The 17,593-nt window shown below is 68.0% G+C and carries 14 protein-coding genes; 4 read left to right on the top strand and 10 right to left on the bottom strand.

The window, feature by feature from the left end; genetic code table 11:
• Positions 1-162: 162 nt before the first annotated feature.
• The 6 genes from GH747_RS06130 to GH747_RS06105 all read right to left on the bottom strand — a co-directional run bounded on the left by GH747_RS06130 (position 163) and on the right by GH747_RS06105 (position 7,781).
• A complete protein-coding gene (locus GH747_RS06130; protein ID WP_149768602.1) occupies positions 163-1,227 on the bottom strand; it encodes an ABC transporter ATP-binding protein in 1,065 nt (354 codons plus the stop codon).
• Positions 1,227-2,348 (bottom strand): ABC transporter ATP-binding protein, encoded by a 1,122-nt coding sequence (locus GH747_RS06125; RefSeq protein ID WP_149768601.1) that lies wholly within the window; start codon positions 2,346-2,348, stop codon positions 1,227-1,229. The genes GH747_RS06130 and GH747_RS06125 overlap by 1 nt, the downstream gene beginning before the upstream one ends.
• The gene (locus tag GH747_RS06120) at positions 2,345-3,247 is read right to left on the bottom strand and encodes an ABC transporter permease (protein ID WP_149768600.1); all 903 of its coding nucleotides are present in this window, start codon (positions 3,245-3,247) and stop codon (positions 2,345-2,347) included. The genes GH747_RS06125 and GH747_RS06120 overlap by 4 nt, the downstream gene beginning before the upstream one ends.
• Positions 3,244-4,209, bottom strand: a complete 966-nt coding sequence (locus GH747_RS06115) for an ABC transporter permease (protein WP_149768599.1) — start codon at positions 4,207-4,209, stop codon at positions 3,244-3,246. The genes GH747_RS06120 and GH747_RS06115 overlap by 4 nt, the downstream gene beginning before the upstream one ends.
• A 91-nt stretch (positions 4,210-4,300) precedes the next feature.
• Positions 4,301-5,866, bottom strand: a complete 1,566-nt coding sequence (locus GH747_RS06110; protein ID WP_163695305.1) for an ABC transporter substrate-binding protein — start codon at positions 5,864-5,866, stop codon at positions 4,301-4,303.
• 181 nt (positions 5,867-6,047) lie between these two features.
• Positions 6,048-7,781: a PucR family transcriptional regulator gene (locus tag GH747_RS06105; protein ID WP_149768597.1), complete on the bottom strand. Its 1,734-nt coding sequence runs from the start codon at positions 7,779-7,781 to the stop codon at positions 6,048-6,050.
• A 191-nt stretch (positions 7,782-7,972) separates the two neighbouring features.
• On the opposite strand from GH747_RS06105, the gene GH747_RS06100 reads away from it, so the two are divergent.
• Entirely contained in the window at positions 7,973-9,262 is a 1,290-nt protein-coding gene (locus GH747_RS06100; RefSeq protein WP_149768596.1) for a TetR/AcrR family transcriptional regulator, read from the top strand.
• A 3-nt stretch (positions 9,263-9,265) separates the two neighbouring features.
• Here GH747_RS06100 and GH747_RS06095 read toward each other — a convergent pair whose 3' ends face one another.
• Positions 9,266-9,724, bottom strand: coding sequence for a hypothetical protein (locus GH747_RS06095; protein WP_149768595.1), 459 nt, complete (start codon positions 9,722-9,724; stop codon positions 9,266-9,268).
• Between the two features lie 117 nt (positions 9,725-9,841).
• Here GH747_RS06095 and GH747_RS06090 point away from each other — a divergent pair, with 117 nt between their 5' ends.
• The gene (locus tag GH747_RS06090; RefSeq protein ID WP_149768594.1) at positions 9,842-11,029 is read left to right on the top strand and encodes an epoxide hydrolase family protein; all 1,188 of its coding nucleotides are present in this window, start codon (positions 9,842-9,844) and stop codon (positions 11,027-11,029) included.
• A gap of 73 nt (positions 11,030-11,102) precedes the next feature.
• Here the strand turns inward: GH747_RS06090 and GH747_RS06085 are convergent, their stop codons facing one another.
• The 3 genes from GH747_RS06085 to GH747_RS06075 all read right to left on the bottom strand — a co-directional run bounded on the left by GH747_RS06085 (position 11,103) and on the right by GH747_RS06075 (position 14,202).
• A complete protein-coding gene (locus GH747_RS06085) occupies positions 11,103-11,855 on the bottom strand; it encodes an AAA family ATPase (protein WP_149768593.1) in 753 nt (250 codons plus the stop codon).
• 165 nt (positions 11,856-12,020) lie between these two features.
• A complete protein-coding gene (locus GH747_RS06080; RefSeq protein ID WP_149768592.1) occupies positions 12,021-12,845 on the bottom strand; it encodes an alpha/beta fold hydrolase in 825 nt (274 codons plus the stop codon).
• 187 nt (positions 12,846-13,032) lie between these two features.
• Entirely contained in the window at positions 13,033-14,202 is a 1,170-nt protein-coding gene (locus GH747_RS06075; RefSeq protein ID WP_228552791.1) for a serine hydrolase domain-containing protein, read from the bottom strand.
• On the opposite strand from GH747_RS06075, the gene GH747_RS06070 reads away from it, so the two are divergent.
• Together GH747_RS06070 and GH747_RS06065 are read left to right on the top strand one after the other, a co-directional pair.
• Positions 14,188-15,486 (top strand): ATP-dependent DNA helicase, encoded by a 1,299-nt coding sequence (locus GH747_RS06070; RefSeq protein WP_149768591.1) that lies wholly within the window; start codon positions 14,188-14,190, stop codon positions 15,484-15,486. The two genes, GH747_RS06075 and GH747_RS06070, sit on opposite strands and share 15 nt — an antisense overlap.
• Before the next feature lie 453 nt (positions 15,487-15,939).
• Positions 15,940-17,463: a hypothetical protein gene (locus GH747_RS06065; protein ID WP_149768590.1), complete on the top strand. Its 1,524-nt coding sequence runs from the start codon at positions 15,940-15,942 to the stop codon at positions 17,461-17,463.
• Positions 17,464-17,593 lie beyond the last annotated feature (130 nt).

The raw sequence follows: 17,593 nt of genomic DNA, 5'->3' as shown, positions 1-17,593 counted from the left end.
CCTCCGCCAGCTCATGGACACCGCCGTAGTCCTTGCTGAACCGACCACCCGGCGTCAGCACGACCACCTCACCGTCCTCCGGCCCGACGAACTCGTACACCACGACCCCGCCGTTGACCTCGACCTCTCCTTCAGCCATCCGTATGCCTTCCTCTCGTTGTGTCATGCGACCACCGCGCGCTCTGCGGAGTGGTCGAGGTCCGCCGACGCGTCCAGCGGCGGCTCGTCCGTCGCCGACTCGTCGAGCGGGAAGTGGCAGGCCGCGAAGCGACCCGGACGCACCTCGCGGACCTCCGGCTCGTCCGTCGCGCAGATCTCCTGCGCCAAGGGACATCTCGTGCGGAAGCGGCACCCCGTCGGTGGGTTCAACGGGGAGGGGAGGTCACCGGAGAGGGCCGCCTCCTGGATCTGCGCCTCGGGATCCGGTTCTGGGATCGACTGGGCCAGCGCGCGTGTGTACGGGTGCGCCGGTGACGCGAACAGGTCGTCTGCGTCAGCGACCTCACAGACCTTGCCGAGGTACATCACGACGATCCGGTCGCTCAGGTTCTTGACCACCGCGAGATCGTGGGCGATGAAGACCATCGTGAGCTGGTAGCGCTCCTTCATCTCCTCGAGCAGGTTCATGATCTGCGCCTGGACGGACACGTCGAGCGCGGAGACCGGCTCGTCGCAGATGAGCACCTCGGGGTCGAGCACCATCGCGCGGGCGATGGAGATGCGCTGGCACTGCCCGCCCGAGAACTCGTGCGGACGTCGGTCGGCCGCCGTGTCCGGGTCGAGCCCGACTCTTTCGATCATCGACTGGACCCGGGCCGCGACCTCCTTCTTGCTGGTACCGCCCTGGACGCGGAGCCCTTCGGCGATGATGTCCTTCACCTTGCGCAGCGGGTTCAGCGACGAGATGGGGTCCTGGAAGATCATCTGCAGCTTGCGCCGCTGCCGTCGCAGGGCTGCACCCTTCACGCCCGCGATCTCCGCACCTTCGAGGACGATCGAGCCCGACGTCGGTGCAGGCAGCTGCATGACCGCCTTCGCGACGCTCGACTTGCCGCACCCGGACTCGCCGACCAGGCCGATCGTCTCGCCTCGCCTAGCGTCGAAGCTGACGTCCGACACGGCGAAGACACGCTCGCCCCGGCTTCCGACGTACTCGACGGTGAGGTTCCGGACGCTGAGCACGATGTCGTCCTCGTCGCGCAGGTGCGCGGTCCCGCTGCCGGCCATCAGACCGTCACCCCGGACAGGACGGGCGTTCCGGCGGCAGTGACGCCTGCCTCGATGTTCCGCCGGCGAGCGACGTCTCCCTCGGGCGTCCCGAGCGGGAAGAAGCACGCCGCAGAGTGGCGCTCGGAGTCCGGTGTCGTCACCAAGGTCGGCGTCTCCTTCGTGCAGCGGTCCTGGGCCGACGGGCACCGAGCGGCGAAGCTGCATCCCGGCGGTGGATCGACGATGGTCGGTGGTCGGCCGGGGATCGACGCCAGCCGCGTGTGGCTCGGATGGTCGAGCTTCGGGATCGCGTCGATGAGCGCCCGCGTGTACGGGTGACGCATGTGGGAGAAGAGGCGGCGGGTCGGCGCCATCTCGACGACGCGCCCGGCGTACATCACGGCGATGTTGTCGGTACGCCCCGCGACGACGCCGAGGTCGTGGGTGATGAGGATCATCGACATCCCGGAGCTCGCCTGGAGGTCCCTCAGCAGGTTGAGGATCTGGTGCTGCACCGTGACGTCGAGCGCGGTCGTCGGCTCGTCGGCGATGAGGAGCTTCGGCGAGCAGGAGATCGCCAACGCGATCGTGACCCGCTGCCTCATCCCACCCGAGAGCTCGTGCGGGTACTGGTCGAACCGCTTCTCCGGCTCCGGGATGCCGACGAGGCGAAGGAGTCGTACAGCCTCCGCGCGCGCCGCCTTGGCGTCCAGGTCGAGGTGGTAGCGCAGGGTCTCGGTCAGCTGCTTGCCGACCGTGATCACCGGGGTCAACGACGTCATGGGGTCCTGGAACACCATCGAAAGGTCGACACCCCACAGGTGCCGGTTCTTCTTGGGGTTCACGGTGGCGAGGTCGACGCCGTCCAGCCGGATACGGCTCCCGTCGAGGACGCGTGCGTTCGGAGCCAGGATCTTCATGATCGCTCGCGAGAGCACCGACTTGCCCGAGCCCGACTCCCCGACGACGCCGAGCGTCTCCCCCTTCCGCAGCTGCAGGTCGACGCCGTCGACCGCGCGGACCATCCCGCGGGGCGTGCCGAACCACACCCTGAGGTTCTCGACCTCGAGGAAGCTCTCCTGCTGCCCGGCGTCATCGACCACGACGTCGTCCACGTACGGTTCCGTACCGGTGCTCATATCGAGGACTCCCTTCCGACGCGGCCCCGTGCCCAGTCGCCGAGCCTGTTGAACGAGAAGACAGTGAGGAAGAAGAACAGGGCGGGCACCAGGACGAGCTGCGGCTCCTCGCTGAGCGATTCGCGCCCCGCGGCCAACATGCCGCCCCAGCTCGGCGTCGGCGGTGGGACGCCGACCCCGAGGAAGCTGAGGCTGCCCTCGGCGACGACGAGCGTGGCCATCACCACCAAGGCCAGGGAGAGGATCGGCAGCATCACGTTGACGAGGAGCTCGCGCGTCAAGATGCGCAGCGGCCGCGCGCCCAGCGCCTTCGCGGCGGTGACGAACTCCCGATCGGCGAACGCGATCGTGTTGGCGCGCGCCACCCGGGCGAAGTTGGGGATGCCGACGAGCGCGAGTGCGACGACGAGGGTGAGCAACCCCGGCTGGAGCGCGGTGACGACGGCGATCAAGAAGATCAGCGGCGGGAACGCCAGCATGAAGTTCACGAACAGCGAGCTGGTCGCGTCGGCAGCGCCCCGGAAGTATCCGGCGACCATCCCGATGGTGACCCCGATGAGGAGCGACAGGCTCGTCGCCCCGATCGCGACCGCCATCGAGACCCGAGCGCCGTAGATGATCCGCGACAGCACGTCCCGGCCGATCGCGTCGGTGCCGAGCAGGTGGTCTGCGGACGGCATCGCGCTGAAGGAGTTGGTCACCTCGTTCGGGTCCGGTATCGGCAGCACGCCGGCCAGGAGCGCCGCCAGCGCGACGAGCGCGATCCAGACCACGCCGAAGAGCGCTCCGAAGTCGCGGCGGCGCCGTACCGGTCTCACGTGCTCGTCGAACACCTCGAGCGGCGCTTCGATCTCAGTCACGCTCTCCGGCCCGGGGCGCTGCTGGACGAGCTCGGTCATGACGTCCTCACCTTCCTCACGCGGGGGTCGAGCAGGGGGTACGAGAGGTCCACGAGGGTGTTCATGGACAGGTAGACGATGGCGCTCAGGAGCACGACGGCCTGCACGACGATGTAGTCGCGTGACTGGATGGCGGTGATCACCATCGTCCCCATCCCAGGGAGCGAGAAGATCGCCTCCACGAGGACAGTGCCGCCGATGAGGCGACCGATGACCACGCCCGAGACCGTCACGAGAGAGAAGGACGACTGCCGTAGGGAGTGCCGGGTGAGGATGCTCCGGGTGGGGAGCCCTCGTGCGCGGGCGGAGAGCACGTGGTCCTGCTGGAGGGTCGCCATCATGTCGCCCTTGAGCAACCGCGTGAACAGGACGCACTCGCCGGCCGCCAGTGTCAGCACCGGCAGGATCAGCCGTTTGATGTGCTCTGCGGGGTCTTCCGAGAACGGCACCCACCCGAGCACCGGGAGCCAGCCGAGCTTCACCGCGAAGACGTAGACCAGGAGGATGCCGAGCACGAACGCGGGCGTGGCCAGCGTCGCCGAGATCATGAAGGTCGACACGCGGTCCACCACGCTGCCGGGGCGGTAGGCCGACCACACGCCGACCGGGATCGAGACGGCGAGCGCGACGATCATCGCGAGGACGGCCAGCTCGATCGACACCGGTGCACGTTCGAGGATCTGGTCCGAGACGCTCAGTCCTGTCTGGAACGAGCGCCCGAAGTCCCCCTGGAGGATCCCGCCGAGCCAATCGAGGTACCGCTGCCACATCGGGTCGTTGAGGCCGTACTGCTCCGCCGCCGCGGCGCGCTGCTCGGGCGTCGCCTCCGGCGGGAGGATCGCGTCGACCGGGCTGCCAGGGATCAGATCGAGGAGCAGGAAGACCGCCACCGTGACCAGGAACAGGAGGAGGAAGAACCTCGCCACTGAACCAGCACGTCGTCTCCAGACCACCGCGTTCATGTCTCGACCATCCGTTCACTCGCTGTCGGTTCGGTGGGTGCGGGGCAGGGAGGGTTCCCCCGCACCCACCGAAGGGCGGACTACCGGGGGACTACTCGTTGAGCCACGCGTACTGCCAGTACGCGCTCGCTCCCGACGACGTGCCGGCGAGCACGATGCCCTGGACCTTGTCGTTCGCGAAGAGGTGTCCGGTCTGGTAGCGCCAGTTCCTGAGCGGTCCGTCCTTCGACAGCTCGCCGTTGACCACCTGGTACGCCTTCTCGACCTCGGCCGGGTCGTTCGAGCGACGTGTCGTGTCCAGCGCCTCGTCGACCGTCGGGTTGGAGTAGCCCATGACGTTGAGCGGGGCGTCGGTGTGGAAGACGGAGTAGAGCCGGTCCATGTCCTGCGACAGCGAGGCGCCCATGATGGTCTGGAAGTCCCGCGCCGTGGAGCGCTGCGAGAGCGTCGCCCCGTCGACCGGCTCGAGCTTGAACTCCAGGCCCTCGATCTTCGACATCTGCGACTGGATGAGCTGGGCGACCTGCTCGAGAGCCGGGATGCCGGCATAGCAGAGGAACGTGACCGTCTCGCTCGTCTTGCCGGTCCGCTCGAGGTAGTCGTCGAAGAGACGCTGTGCCTCGTCGAGGTCCTTCTCGGGGAACTTCCCGAGGGCGTCGTCCCGGTACGGGCTGTCCGGCCTCAGGAACGCGTCGACCGGCTCGTCACCCGGGTAGACGGCGTTGTTGATCTGGGCGCTGTCGAACGCGCTCAGCAACGCCTGCCGCAGACCCTCGTCGGAGACGACCGGGTCCTTGAGGTTGAACTGCAGGCCGGTGCCACCGTTGAGCGGCACCCGGTAGATGTCGTAGCCGCCCTCGCTGTCGATCGCCTTCGCGTCCTTCGTCAGGAGCGACCAGTCGACATCGATCTCGCCGCTGCGCAGGGCGTTGAGCCGCTGGTCGTCGGCCCCGATGACCTTGATCACGAGCTTGTCGAGGTACGGGAGACCCTCCTCGAAGTACGTCTTGTTGCGGGAGTACTCCGCCTGGGAGTTGCGTGTCCACTTGTCCAGCACGAACGGGCCTGCTCCGACCGGGGAGTTCGCGATGTCCTCTCCGGCCGCCTCGATGGCCTTCGGGGACCCGATCGTGCTCAGGCCCTGCGTCAGTGCCCACGGGAGCTGGAAGTTGGGAACCTCCGACGTCACGGCGACCGTCAACGGATCGACGACCTTCCAGGTCAGCCCTTGCGTGTAGCGCGCCGAGGGCGCCAAGGTCTTGGGATCCTTGATGCGGTCCCAGTTGTAGACGACAGCCTCGGCGTCGTACGGCGTCCCGTCGCTGAACGTGACGCCGTCACGCAGCTTCAGCGTCCAGCTCTTGCCGTCGGTGCTCTCGAACGACTCCGCCATCTGGCCGACGAACTGCTGCTTGTCGACGTCGTAGCGCAGCAACGTCCCGAAGATCGGTGCGCAGCGGTCGAACGACAGGGTGCAGAACGCGGGATCGAGCGAGACGGTCTCGACATTCACGGCGTACGTCAGGGTCCCGCCCTGCTTCGGTTCTCCGACAGGCCCCCCGTCGTCGTCGGAGCCTCCTCCACCGCACCCCGCCAGCACCAGACCGAGCGCGACCGCCACGGTCAGGGACCGCGATTTGACCCGCCAACCCTTCATCAGCATTTCCTTCCTCGTACGACACCGGAACGGGTCGCTCGACGGGACACGCCACCGAGCCGGCTGTGTGATGGCCGCCACTGCGACTTTCCTCACAAGATAGGCAACCAACTGGTTGGTGGGTATGCACAGGGTGTCAGAGGCGGCACCGTGTTCCTGACACGCTGTCAACAGCGCGCGGTCAGGCCCCTGCCTGCGCCTGAACGATCAGCGGCGAGAGCAGGGCAGAGGTCGAGGAGGCGTCACCAGCCGTCGACTCGATCACCATGATTGCGGCGTGCAACGAGGTTGTCGTCTCGGGATCGTCGAGGTCCACGCCCAGGAGACGCTGGATCCGCGCAAGACGTTCGTACAACGTCGGCCGCGAGATCCCGAGCTCCTGAGCGGCGAGCGACTTGTTGCCGCGCAGCCGGAGATAGGCCGCGAGGGTCCGGACCCAGTCGCCCCCGTCGAGCGCATCACGCAGCTGCAGCGGCCCGAGCGTCCGCTCGACGAACGCCTGGAGTCGGGCATCGTGCCGCAACGTGTAAAGGAGGCCCCTCAGCAAGATGTCGTCGATCGAGTAGAGGGTGCGCTGCCCCCGTGCCGGGCTGGTCGCACGCGCCGCGGAGGCGACGTCGCTCGCCTCGGCGAACGACCTCCCGACCTCCGCGAGGTCAGAGACGACGGCGCCACGGCCGAGCGTCGGAACCGCGATGCCCGCGTCGTCGCACGCCAGCACGACCTTCGCGGCGAACGTGTCGGCCGCCGAGGTGTCAGCGTGCTTGAGCAGGAGCAGCACGCCCCACCGCTCAGGTGTCAGCCGCCCGACGAGGGCGTCGACCTGTGCGTCGTCGAGCGCACGAGCCAGAACCGAGCGCAGGTCACGCTCCCGGTCCGGGGCCACGATCACCGGGAGGTAGTGGCGATGACGCGTCGGGTGCCCGAGCGCGGCCGAGCGCGCGTGGATCGACTCGGTCCGCCCGCAGCGACCGGAGACGAGGTCCGCAAGCACGGTCCGTTGGGCGTTCGCGACCACGACGTCGTCGTCCTCGAGGAGGAGACGCATCGCCAGCGCCGAGGCAGCGCGCTCGAGGACGATGACCTGTGCCGGGTCCGGCGGGCCCGAGGTGAAGAGCACCAGCCGCCCCCGCTGCTGCCCGCGTGCTTCCACTGGCACGACCACGCAGCGGTCGGCCTCGTCCACCCGGGTCCCGAAGGACTGCGTCAGCGTGAACGCCTTGCGGCTCCACCGGCGCAGCAGATCGTCGGCCACGCCGTCGACCGTGTGCACGGCAAGCACCTGGTACATCAGGTTGGAGAAGACGATCTGCCCCTCGGCGAGCTCGCCTGCCGCGGCGACCAGCTGGTCCACCGTCGCGTCGGCGGCTCCCAGCTCGGTGAAGCGCTGGTGCGCCATCGCGGTGGTCTGCAGCAGCCGGCGCTGGCCCATCAGGATGATCGAGTGCGCCGCCTCGGTCATCTTCACGAAGGGCACCTCCCGGCGCAGCGCGATCAGCGGGAGACCTCTGCGCGTGCACGCACGGATCATCTCCGGAGGGACTGAGGAGAACCTGCGTCCCAGCTCGATGACGAGACCCGCGACACCCTCGTCGGCGAGGGCGTCGACGTAGCGGACACCCTCGTCCGGCGAGTCGGCGAGGCCGACGCCGGTGGCGAGGATCAGCTCGCCGCCCTGGAGCAGCCCGTGGGTGTCCACCAGCTCGGTCACGTGGAGCCACCGGATTCTCCGGTCGAGGTGTTCCTCCCCCGCGACGACCACGGGCTCACCCTCGAGCGTGATGCCCATCGCGAGAAAGTCGGCGATCGTGAAGGTGCTGATCGAGGCGTGCTCGGCCTGCGAGCTTCGCGCGCTCGCCTCGACGAGCCGCATCCGTCGCTCTCGGTCCACGCTGCGGTGAGATCGCTCCGGCACCTCGGTTCCTTTCGGGTCGCCGCTGGCCACGCGTGCGCCGAAGCGCCGACGTGGATCGTCCCTGTGACTCGAGTCACAGCCAGTATTGCCAGACGCGGGACGGTTGGGGAAGCCCAAGCGGAACGAATATTTGATCTCATTTGGTTCGACGAGGCGCTGACGAGCCGGTGGGTGACCTCCATACTGGGGGCATGACGTCGCTCCCCCCTAGGCAGCTCGCCTCGAGCGCACACACCTCCAGCGCCAGGTCTGACGAGATCCTGACGATGGCGGCGCGCCTCTTCCAGGAGTCTGGGTACGCGACGACCACGATCCACGACATCGCCGACGCGGTGGGCGTCCTGCCGGGCAGCCTCTACCACCACTTCGCGTCGAAGGAAGACATCGCCATCGGCCTGCTCTCGAGCTTCGGGCGCTCCTTGAACGAGGTCGGGCTCGTCGCAGCGCGTCGCGTCCGCACCCACGACGGGACTCCCGAGGAGCTCGTCGAGGAGCTCGCCGCCGACGTCGTCGCGCTCAGCTTCCGCAACGCCGCTGCCATCCGGCTACGGGCCTACGAGGCGCCGCCGAGCGTCGCGTCCGAGCGCCTGACCACCGCGATGCAGCTCCGCTCGCCCGCGCTCGAGCGGGCATGGCGCGACGCCATCACAGCACTCGCACCGAAGGCCACCCATCCCGCAGTCGACCGCGGACTCCTCGGGTTCACCTTGGGACGGCTGGCGTTCTACGCATCGACGTACTACCCGCTCGAGACAGACCCACGAGACCTCGCCTCGCACCTCTGCGACGTCGTGCTCCACGGGGTCGCGGTCACCGCCCCGACCGACGAGGCGCTCGAGGCGTCGGCGGCGTACGTCGCGGCCGTGGAGGTCGTCGCCGACTGGAGGCGGCAGGACGCGAGCGACCCGTCAGGCGTCAAGGAGTCCGTCGTCGCCGCGGCGCGCACGGAGTTCGCGCGTCGTGGCTATGCGGCGACGACGATCCGGGACGTCGCCCACTCGGCGGGCGTGGGCATGGCGACGCTGTACCGCCGGTTCGACTCCAAGGAAGCCCTGCTCCGCGAGATCCTCGACGTGTACGCAGGTCGGCTCGATCACGCCTTCGACACCGTGGTGGGGGCGGGCTCGTCAGAGTCAGAGACCCTCAGCGCCCTGGGCCGCGTCTTCGTCCACTCCAGCCGGGAGTACCGCGAGGAGTCGGCGATCGTGAACCTGGGCTGGACCGGGCGCGAGATTCCGACCAGTCCGTTCCACGACTACTACCTGGCGACCCAGAAGCGTCTGAAGTCACTCGAAGCGCTGACCTCACGCGGGATCGAGACCGGGGCCTGGCGGCCGATCGCCGATCCCCGAGAGCTCGGCTTCCACTTCCGCTCGGTGATGTGGACGCCGTTCCACGAGCATGCCCGGAGCAGTGAGGCGCGCGCGTATGCGTTCGTACGGCAAAGTCTGATCCGCGGGGCCGTGGACAACACCGGCTGAGGATCAGCTGCCGACGACGATGCGGACCTCGCAGTTGAGCGCTGCCTCAAGTGCAGTGTGAAGCCTGCTCTCGGGGACCCGCCGCAGGCTGAGGGGGTCGAGCGTCACCGCGACGAGCTCGTCGCCGCCGTCGATGATGCGCTCGACCGACCCGTCGACACCGAACGCCTCGAGCACGCCGCGGGCATCGTCGTCGGTCCCGCGGCTCACGTACGTGACGACTCCTGCGGATGCTGCGGTCCCGAAGGCCTGCGCGCACTCCTGAACGTAGACGGCGCTGTCGGCTGGCACGAACCCGTCGAGGACGAGCTCGACCTCGCGTCGCGTGGCCGGCAGGCTCTGCGCCGGGGTGGCGACGACCTCGCGCCCTCGGGCACGGAGGCGTTCGAGGCCGTTCTCCCAGTCCGCCGCCGACAGGCGACCCTCGGCGTCGACGACGACGCGCATCACGGCAGTCCGCATGGGTGCACGCTAGCGTCCGGCCCGAGTGGAGAACAAATACCTGTTCTGCTCTCGACGATTCGTGCTCGTCGAGAAATCAGGATCCTATTTGTCCGGAATGGCTCATACGGTCGCACCATGGCGACGACTCGAAACGACGACGAGACGATCACTCCGTTCACGATCAACGTCCCGCAGGCACAGCTCGACGACCTCGCGCAGCGCCTCGCGCGGACGCGGTTCACGTCACCACTGCCCGGTGACAGCTGGGCGACCGGCGTGCCAACGTCGTACCTGCGCGAACTGGTCAAGTACTGGCGCGACGACTACGACTGGCGTGCGCAGGAGGCGGCACTCAACGCGTATCCGCAGTTCGTCACCACGATCGACGGGCAGCAGATCCACTTCCTGCACGTGCGCTCATCGGAGTCCGGAGCGCTTCCGTTGCTCATGACCCACGGCTGGCCAGGCTCGGTGGTGGAGTTCCTCGACGTCATCGGCCCGCTCACCGAGCCCGCGACGTCCGGCGATGAGGCGGCGCCCGCGTTCGACGTCGTGATCCCGAGCCTGCCTGGGTTCGGCTTCTCCGGTCCGGTGAACGACGCCGGCTGGGACGAGACGCGGATCGCCCGGACGTGGGCGGAGCTGATGCGCCGGCTCGGTTACGACCGGTACGGCGTCCAGGGCGGCGACATCGGGGCGGGCGTCTCGCCGGCGGTGGCGCGGGTGACCGGGAGTGATGGCAGTCCCGGCAGCACCGTTCTGGGCGTGCACCTGAACGGCAACATCGGCGTCCCGACGGGACCGCTCGACGACGATGAGCTTGCGAGCCTCACAGACCTCGAGCGCGATCGCGTACGCAGGGTGGGCGAGTTCATGCAGGAGCAGTTCGGCTACATCGCGATCCAGTCGACGCGTCCGTCAGCGCTCGCGGCGGGGCTCTCCGACTCCCCGGTCGGGCAGCTCGCGTGGATCGTCGACAAGCTCCGCGAGTGGACGTACCCGCGTGAGACGCTCCCGCACGAGGTCCTCGGCACGGATCGCCTGCTCACGAACGTGATGCTGTACTGGCTCACCGACACGGCTGCCTCGTCGGCGTACGTCGGATACGCAAGTGCGGAGAGCTGGGGAGATCCACTTCCGCGGAGCGGCGTTCCGACCGGCGTCATCGTCTTCGCCGGCGACGTAGGCATCCGCCGCTACGCCGAGACGGAGCACTCGATCGTGCGTTGGGTCGATGTTGACCGCGGCGGGCACTTCGCAGCGTGGGAGGAGCCGTCGCTGCTCGTCGACGACGTCCGCGCCTTCTTCGCCGCGCTGCGGTGATCACCACCGGTGACCTCACCGAGCTCGACGCTCGCCTGGATCGACCACAGCGGGTCGTCGGCGAAGGCCTCGCTCAACCATTGGCCCCGTGCCGGTTCTTGGTGTCGACCTCAAGGAGGTGCCGGAGGTAGCGCTCGGGTTGCTCGAGGTACGCGCGCCAATGTCGCACGAGCTCGAGATCCTCCCAGTGAGCATCCCTGAGACCCCAGGGCCCGACCTCGAGGATTCGCGCACCCGGGAGCGAGGCAAGGACGGGCGAGTGAGTTGCACAGACGATCTGCGCGCCCGAGCGAGCGAGGGCGTCAAGACGTGCCATCAGTCCGAGCGTCGACGCAAACGAAAGCGCCGCCTCGGGCTCGTCGAGCACGTAGAAGCCTGGGGAGTCGAAACGTGCCTCAAGCACCGCGAGGAATGACTCGCCGTGACTCATCGCATGGAAGTCCGGATCGTGGCGGCTCGGGTTCTCCTCGAGAAACGTGTACCAGCCGTGCATCGTCTCTGCACGCAGGAAGAACCCCCACCGCCCCGACCCGATGCCCCGCTGCAGGTACAGTGATCGATGCAGAACCGACTCGGTGCTCCTCGTCTGATGGTGACCGAAGGCGGTCCCTCCCTCCGGAGAGAGCCCGTACGCGACCGCGATCGCCTCCACGATCGTCGACTTGCCCGATCCGTTCTCTCCAACCAGGAACGTCACGCCTGACGCGAGCCTGAGGCCATCGCCAAGGAGCTGCCGCACAGCCGGAATCTCGACAGACCAATCATCGGGCGGCGGGGCACTCGGGTTCGTCGACACGCGTACCACCGGCGGCTGGTCGAAGTTCACGCGAACACTGTCGCACCGCGGGCAAGTTGACGGACGCCGATTCCCGGAGTTCCCGGACCCGTCCCGGTCGCGTGGGCGACCAACCGCCTCCAGCCGCCGCGAGCCGGGTCGGCCTAGCGCGTCCGGCGGTCGGTCCTCCGCGGATGGACCGACCGCCGCCGCTGGTCATGCCTGGATGAACTCCAGGATGTCTGCGTTGATGACGCTGGCGTGGGTGGTGGGCATGCCGTGCGGGAATCCCGGGTACGTCTTCAACGTGCCGTTGGGGAGGATCTTCGCCGAGAGCTCCGCGGAGTCGGCGATCGGCACGACCTGGTCGTCCTCGCCGTGCAGGACGAGCGTCGGGAGGGTCACGGCCCGCAGGTCAGCGGTGAAGTCGGTCTGCGAGAAGGCGACCACACCGTCGTAGTGGGCCTTGGCGCCACCCTGCATCCCCTGGCGCCACCAGTTGGCGATGATGCCCTCCTTGGGCTCGGCGTCAGGGCGGTTGTAGCCGTAGAAGGGGCCCTCGGCGAACTCGCGGAAGAAGTCCGACCGTCGGGTGGCGACCTCGTGCTGGACGCCGTCGAAGAACTCCTTCGGCAGTCCGCCCGGGTTGTTCTCGGTCTTGACCATGATCGGCGGGACGGCGCTCACCAGGACGGCCTTGCTGGCGCGGTCCTGTCCGTGGCGAGCGAGGTAGTGCACCACCTCCCCACCGCCGGTGGAGTGACCGACGTGGATGGAGTCGCGGAGGTCGAGGTGCTGTACGACGGCCGCGAGGTCGTCGGCGTAGTGGTCCATGTCGTGGCCCGTCGCCACCTGCTCCGACCGGCCGTGCCCGCGGCGGTCGTGGGCGACCACGCGGAAGCCCTGGTCGAGGAAGAACATCATCTGGGAATCCCAGTCGTCGGACGACAGGGGCCAGCCGTGGCTGAAGACGATCGGCTGACCGCTGCCCCAGTCTTTGTAGAAGATCTCGACACCATCGGTGGTGGTCAGCGTGGGCATGGTTCTCCTGGGAGGGCTCGAAGTGCGGGTGGACGCCACGCCCACGAGGCGTGACCCTTCAATTCTCGCGAGAAACGCGGCACTCGCACCCGCACGTCGTACTTCAGGCATCCACGCGGAGTGCGCAGCCGCCGATGCGACATCAGGTTGCGAAGCTCGAGGTTCGCGTCCCACTGGGGATGCGGCGCTAGGACGGCGAACCGCAGAACGCTTCGTCGAAGAACGCATCGACGGCGTCGTCCGGATCGCCGCTGAAGTCCGGCGTGAGGGCGATCGTGGCCCGATGCTGCTGGTCCAGCGTGGTGAACGAGTACGCCTGGTACGACACCACATCCCCGTCATGGCCGTAGACCCGCACGCCGCACGCGGTTTCGCGCCAGGTGAGACCCAGCCCGTAGCGCCCGCCGGTCACGCTCGGTGTCAGCATGGCGTCGAGGAGCTCGGGCGTGAGGAGGCGCCCGCCCAGCAGCGCGGAGAAGAAGCGCTCGAGATCCGCGTTGGTGGAGATCAGCTCACCACCGGCGCCGAACAACGATGGGTTCACCGCGGTGAAGTCGACCAGCACCAGACGATCGGATGTGGGATCGGGCTGGAGCGGCGCATACCCGCGAAGACTCGGGCCGAGGATGCTCGGGTTGGTCCCGGGCATCGAGGTCCGTGTCAGGTGGAGGGGGCGGATCAGACGCTCGGTGATCTCGTGACCGTACGAACGCCCCGTCGCCGCCTCGACGATCATGCCGAGCAGGGTGTAGTTGGTGTTGGAGTACGCGAAGCGTGAGCCGGGCGGATCGAAGTCCCGAGGGAGTGCCGCGGCACGCTGCACGAGCTCGGCGGCCGTCCATGTCCGCCAGCGATTGGCGATGAACTGTTGACTCGGCGGAAGCGAGAGCGTTCGCCGGTAGTCAGCGAGGCCGCTGGTGTGACCGAGCAGGTGCCGCACGGCGATCTCGTCCCCGCCTGGGATGGTTCCCGGCAGCCAGTCCTCGACCGGGTCGTCCAACCCGATCCGGCCCTCTGCGACCAGCTGAAGGACGACAGTCGACAAGAACGTCTTGGTGATGCTGCCCGCGCGATATCGGCTCTGCGGCGACACGGGGCGATGTCCGCCGATCGCGGACACACCGCTCGTGCTCTTCCACACGGCCCGTCCGTGGCGCACCTGTGCAAGGACACCCACGGCACCGGCATCTCGTACGTCGTCGACCCGGGCTTGCATCGCGCTGGACGAAGGGTCGGCGCGATCGTCCGTGGACGCCCCCGCGCTCGTGGCCATCGCGGTGGTGAGGGCGATTGCGGCGGTGACAGCGAGCGCCGCCCCTACGCGACGGCGTCGGGTGTGCACATGAGGAGTCGTCATCTACCGATCTTCGGGGACGGCTCGCCCGGTCAGATCGGGGAACGCCCCGGGCCCGACCCTTGGCCTCCCCGGAGAGCCTCCGAGTGCCTTTGGTCAACGGCTTGGGCCATCCCGCTCGCTCCGTCGGCGACTGCCGCGCAAGTCCTTGCCGACGAGCTCGGCTGCCGTGCCGAGAACCTCCACAAGTTCCAACACCTCACCACCGAATCGACGGCCGACGACGATTGGGCACGGCTGCGCCCGGGTGACCTCGTGCTCGTCGACGAGGCCAGCCTTGCCGGCACCGCACGCCTCGACTGGCTCACCCAGCACGCCAACACGTCAGGCGCGGTCGTCCGTCTCCTCGGTGACCCCTACCAACTGTCCGCCGTCGAAACCGGCGGTGCCTTCCGCCTCCTCGTCGACGACATCGGTGGACCCGAACTCGACACCCTCCACCGCTTCCACGACCCCGACGAAGCGGCCGCCACCCTCAAGATCCGCCACGGCGATTCCAACGGCCTCCACTACTACGAAGACAACGGCCGCATCACCACCGGCAGCGGACCCCACCTACTCGAACTCGCCTACAAGGCCTGGGACCACGACACCACGGGCGGGCTCGCAAGCGTCATCATCACCAGCACCGAGGCGGACGCCCGCGCGCTCAACACGACCGCACGCACGGCGCGGATCCATACCGGGGCAGTCGACGGAACCGATCAAGTGCACCTGCATGACGGAACCCATGCCAGCGAAGGAGACATCGTCATCACCCGGCGAAACGATCGCGCGATTCGAACGACCCGCGGCGGCTTCGTCAGGAACGGCGATCACTGGACCGTCACCACGACAACCGTCGGCGGAACGCTCACCGTCACACGCTCCGGCGAAACCGTCGAGCTTCCCGCCGGATACGTCTCCGACCACGTCCAACTCGGCTACGCCGTCACCGCGCACCGCGCACAGGGCATCACCGTCGACACGGCCCACGTCCTCGTCGACGACACCGCTACCCGTGAATCTCTTTACGTCGCCATGACCCGCGCACGCGCACGGACTCACATCTACGTCCCCACCAATCACGAGCTCAGCATCGACGCCGAACGTCCCCCAGCAGTTCGGGACGACCCCCGCGTCATCATCGCTCACGCCATCAGCCGCAGCATCGCTGAACAATCGGCCACCCAGGTCCATCGCCGACAACGGTTCGGCTCTCCAACGTCATCGCGACCGACCGACCGGCGCCGCGGGCTCTACCAGCACCCAACGATCCGATGGACTCCACAATCAGCCTCGCCATGACTGGTATCCAAGGTGCTAAAGTTCGGGCGACTTACCCGAGGTGGCGTAGGTAGTGATTGAACGGGCACGGTGAGGCCTTCCCAGGCGGCCGCCACGGGGGCGTGCGACACATCCTCAACGGCGTCGAAGCAAATTGCCGGTCGTACTTCGCCGGAGCCTCCCGCTCGTGGCGAAGTTGTCACCGCGCGTCGTAATCGGACGTCGGGTCTCGGCTTGCGGCGATTCGAGTACCCCTCAGCCGGGCCATGGACCTCCCCAGCGTGCCCGGCAGCGGTGAGGACCGGGAACGTCACCTAGCCAGAGCGGCTCCTGCTCCGTCGAGTCCACCATGCCTGGGGAGCTGTAGGTCGACGTTGAACTGCCTGCAGGCATGGACCGCGCTGGAGGCTACGGTTTCGCATCGAATCCGCCCCTTTGGTCCTGCGACGGGCCTCATCCGTCAGAGTGTCCTGCGTGAATCACCTGATCTCGCGGCTCGGCATGCTCGCGGCCGCCGTCGTCCTGTTCCTGGCGACGCCGCCGGCCGCCACAGCAGCCGACGAGCCCCCGCAGCGGGCCACGCTCCAGCAATTCTCGATCACCGTCCTCACCCACGGCGCGTGGGCGAAGGTCTCCGGTTTCATCCACCCGGGCGACTACTACGCGGAGACCGCCGGCACCGTCGAGCTCTATGTCGACGACCAGGTGAAGTGGAGCGGAGAGGTCACCTCCCGCACCGGCGCTCGAGGGTTCATGCAGAAACTCCACGTCGGAACAGGACGGCACACGATCCGTGCCGTCTTTGTCGGAAACGACTCCTACCTCCCAGCTGAGGACAGTGAGACCGACGACTACGCGCCCGAGGCTCCGTGGATGAACCCGTCCTGGGACAACTTCGACCCGACCACAGGCATCTACAGCACCAGCACCACGCTGGGCTGGTACGCAGACATCCCTGAAACAACACCGACCGGGCATGTCGAAGTCCGCCGCAACGGCGTCGTCGTCGCCACACCCGAGCTCAACGACTACGGCGCGTGGCGTCTCGACACCCCCGCGAAGCTCGGCGACACGTTCACCTTCCACTACGCCGGCGACGAGAACTACGCCCCAGGAACCAGCAGCCGCACCTTCGTCGCTGCCGACCGTCGATCGGTCACCAAGTTCCGCAATCCCAGCGGACGTGCCGCCCAGGGGAAGCTCACGATCGTCGCCGAGCTCATGGTTGGCACCGTCAACATCGGCTACTCCGGGCTGGGATGGCCGTACGCGCTCGACGTCACCGTCGACGGCCGGACCCGCACCATCGAGATGGGCCCGTGGGAGTCGCAGGCGCCGCTCGACATCGGCACAGGCACCAAGACCGTCACCATCCGCTATGCCGGCAACTCCCGCTACACCCCAGCCGAAGCGACTTTCACCGTGCCGTCGCCGGCCGACCCGACCCGCACGACCCTGCGCGGGTGGCCGTCGACCCGTTTCGGCACCAACAGCGTGTTCGAAGCGACCGTCGAGTTCACAACCGGTGTGGCCGTCCCCGTCGGCACCCCCGTCCAGCTTCAGTTCCGGCCCCGCGGCACCAGCACCTGGCGGACCGTGGCCACGACCCGCGTCGCGGCCCACAACCCCACCGCAACGTTCAGCTCCGCCCCAGTCGGGCCAGGCGACTACCGGGCGTACACGCCAGCGTCCAGCTATCTCGCCCCGTCGACGTCGAACACCATCGCCGTCCAGAAGCTCAAACGCCACATCGGCTGCGAACGGCACGCAGGCCCGAAGCGGACCCTCGTCATCTGCACGGCCCCGCCGAACGGGAAGGCGACCCTGTACGTCCGCCGAAGCAACGGCACCTGGAAGGCGATCCAGAGGAAGTCGTACCGCAGCACGCTGATCTACTCCGTGCGCAGCAAGTCCAAGACGCAATGGTGCAGGATCGTCGTCCACGCCGACGCGGTCGCAGAGAGCGCCAACTGGCGGTTCCGAGTACCTCGCCGCTGACCTCGCCACCGATTCCCGGACGGCAAACGCGTCGCCGCAGACCATCGCCCGGCGTCGCATGCGAACGGAGATCCCAACCCTGAAACTTCTACCACCACGGTCGCTGAGGCGACACTGCGTTCACACGACG

The sequence above is a fragment of the Mumia xiangluensis genome (assembly GCF_010994095.1).
Taxonomy (GTDB): domain Bacteria; phylum Actinomycetota; class Actinomycetes; order Propionibacteriales; family Nocardioidaceae; genus Mumia; species Mumia xiangluensis.
Note: the sequence above shows the minus strand (reverse complement) of the source record. Positions and strands in the feature narration are given on the sequence as shown.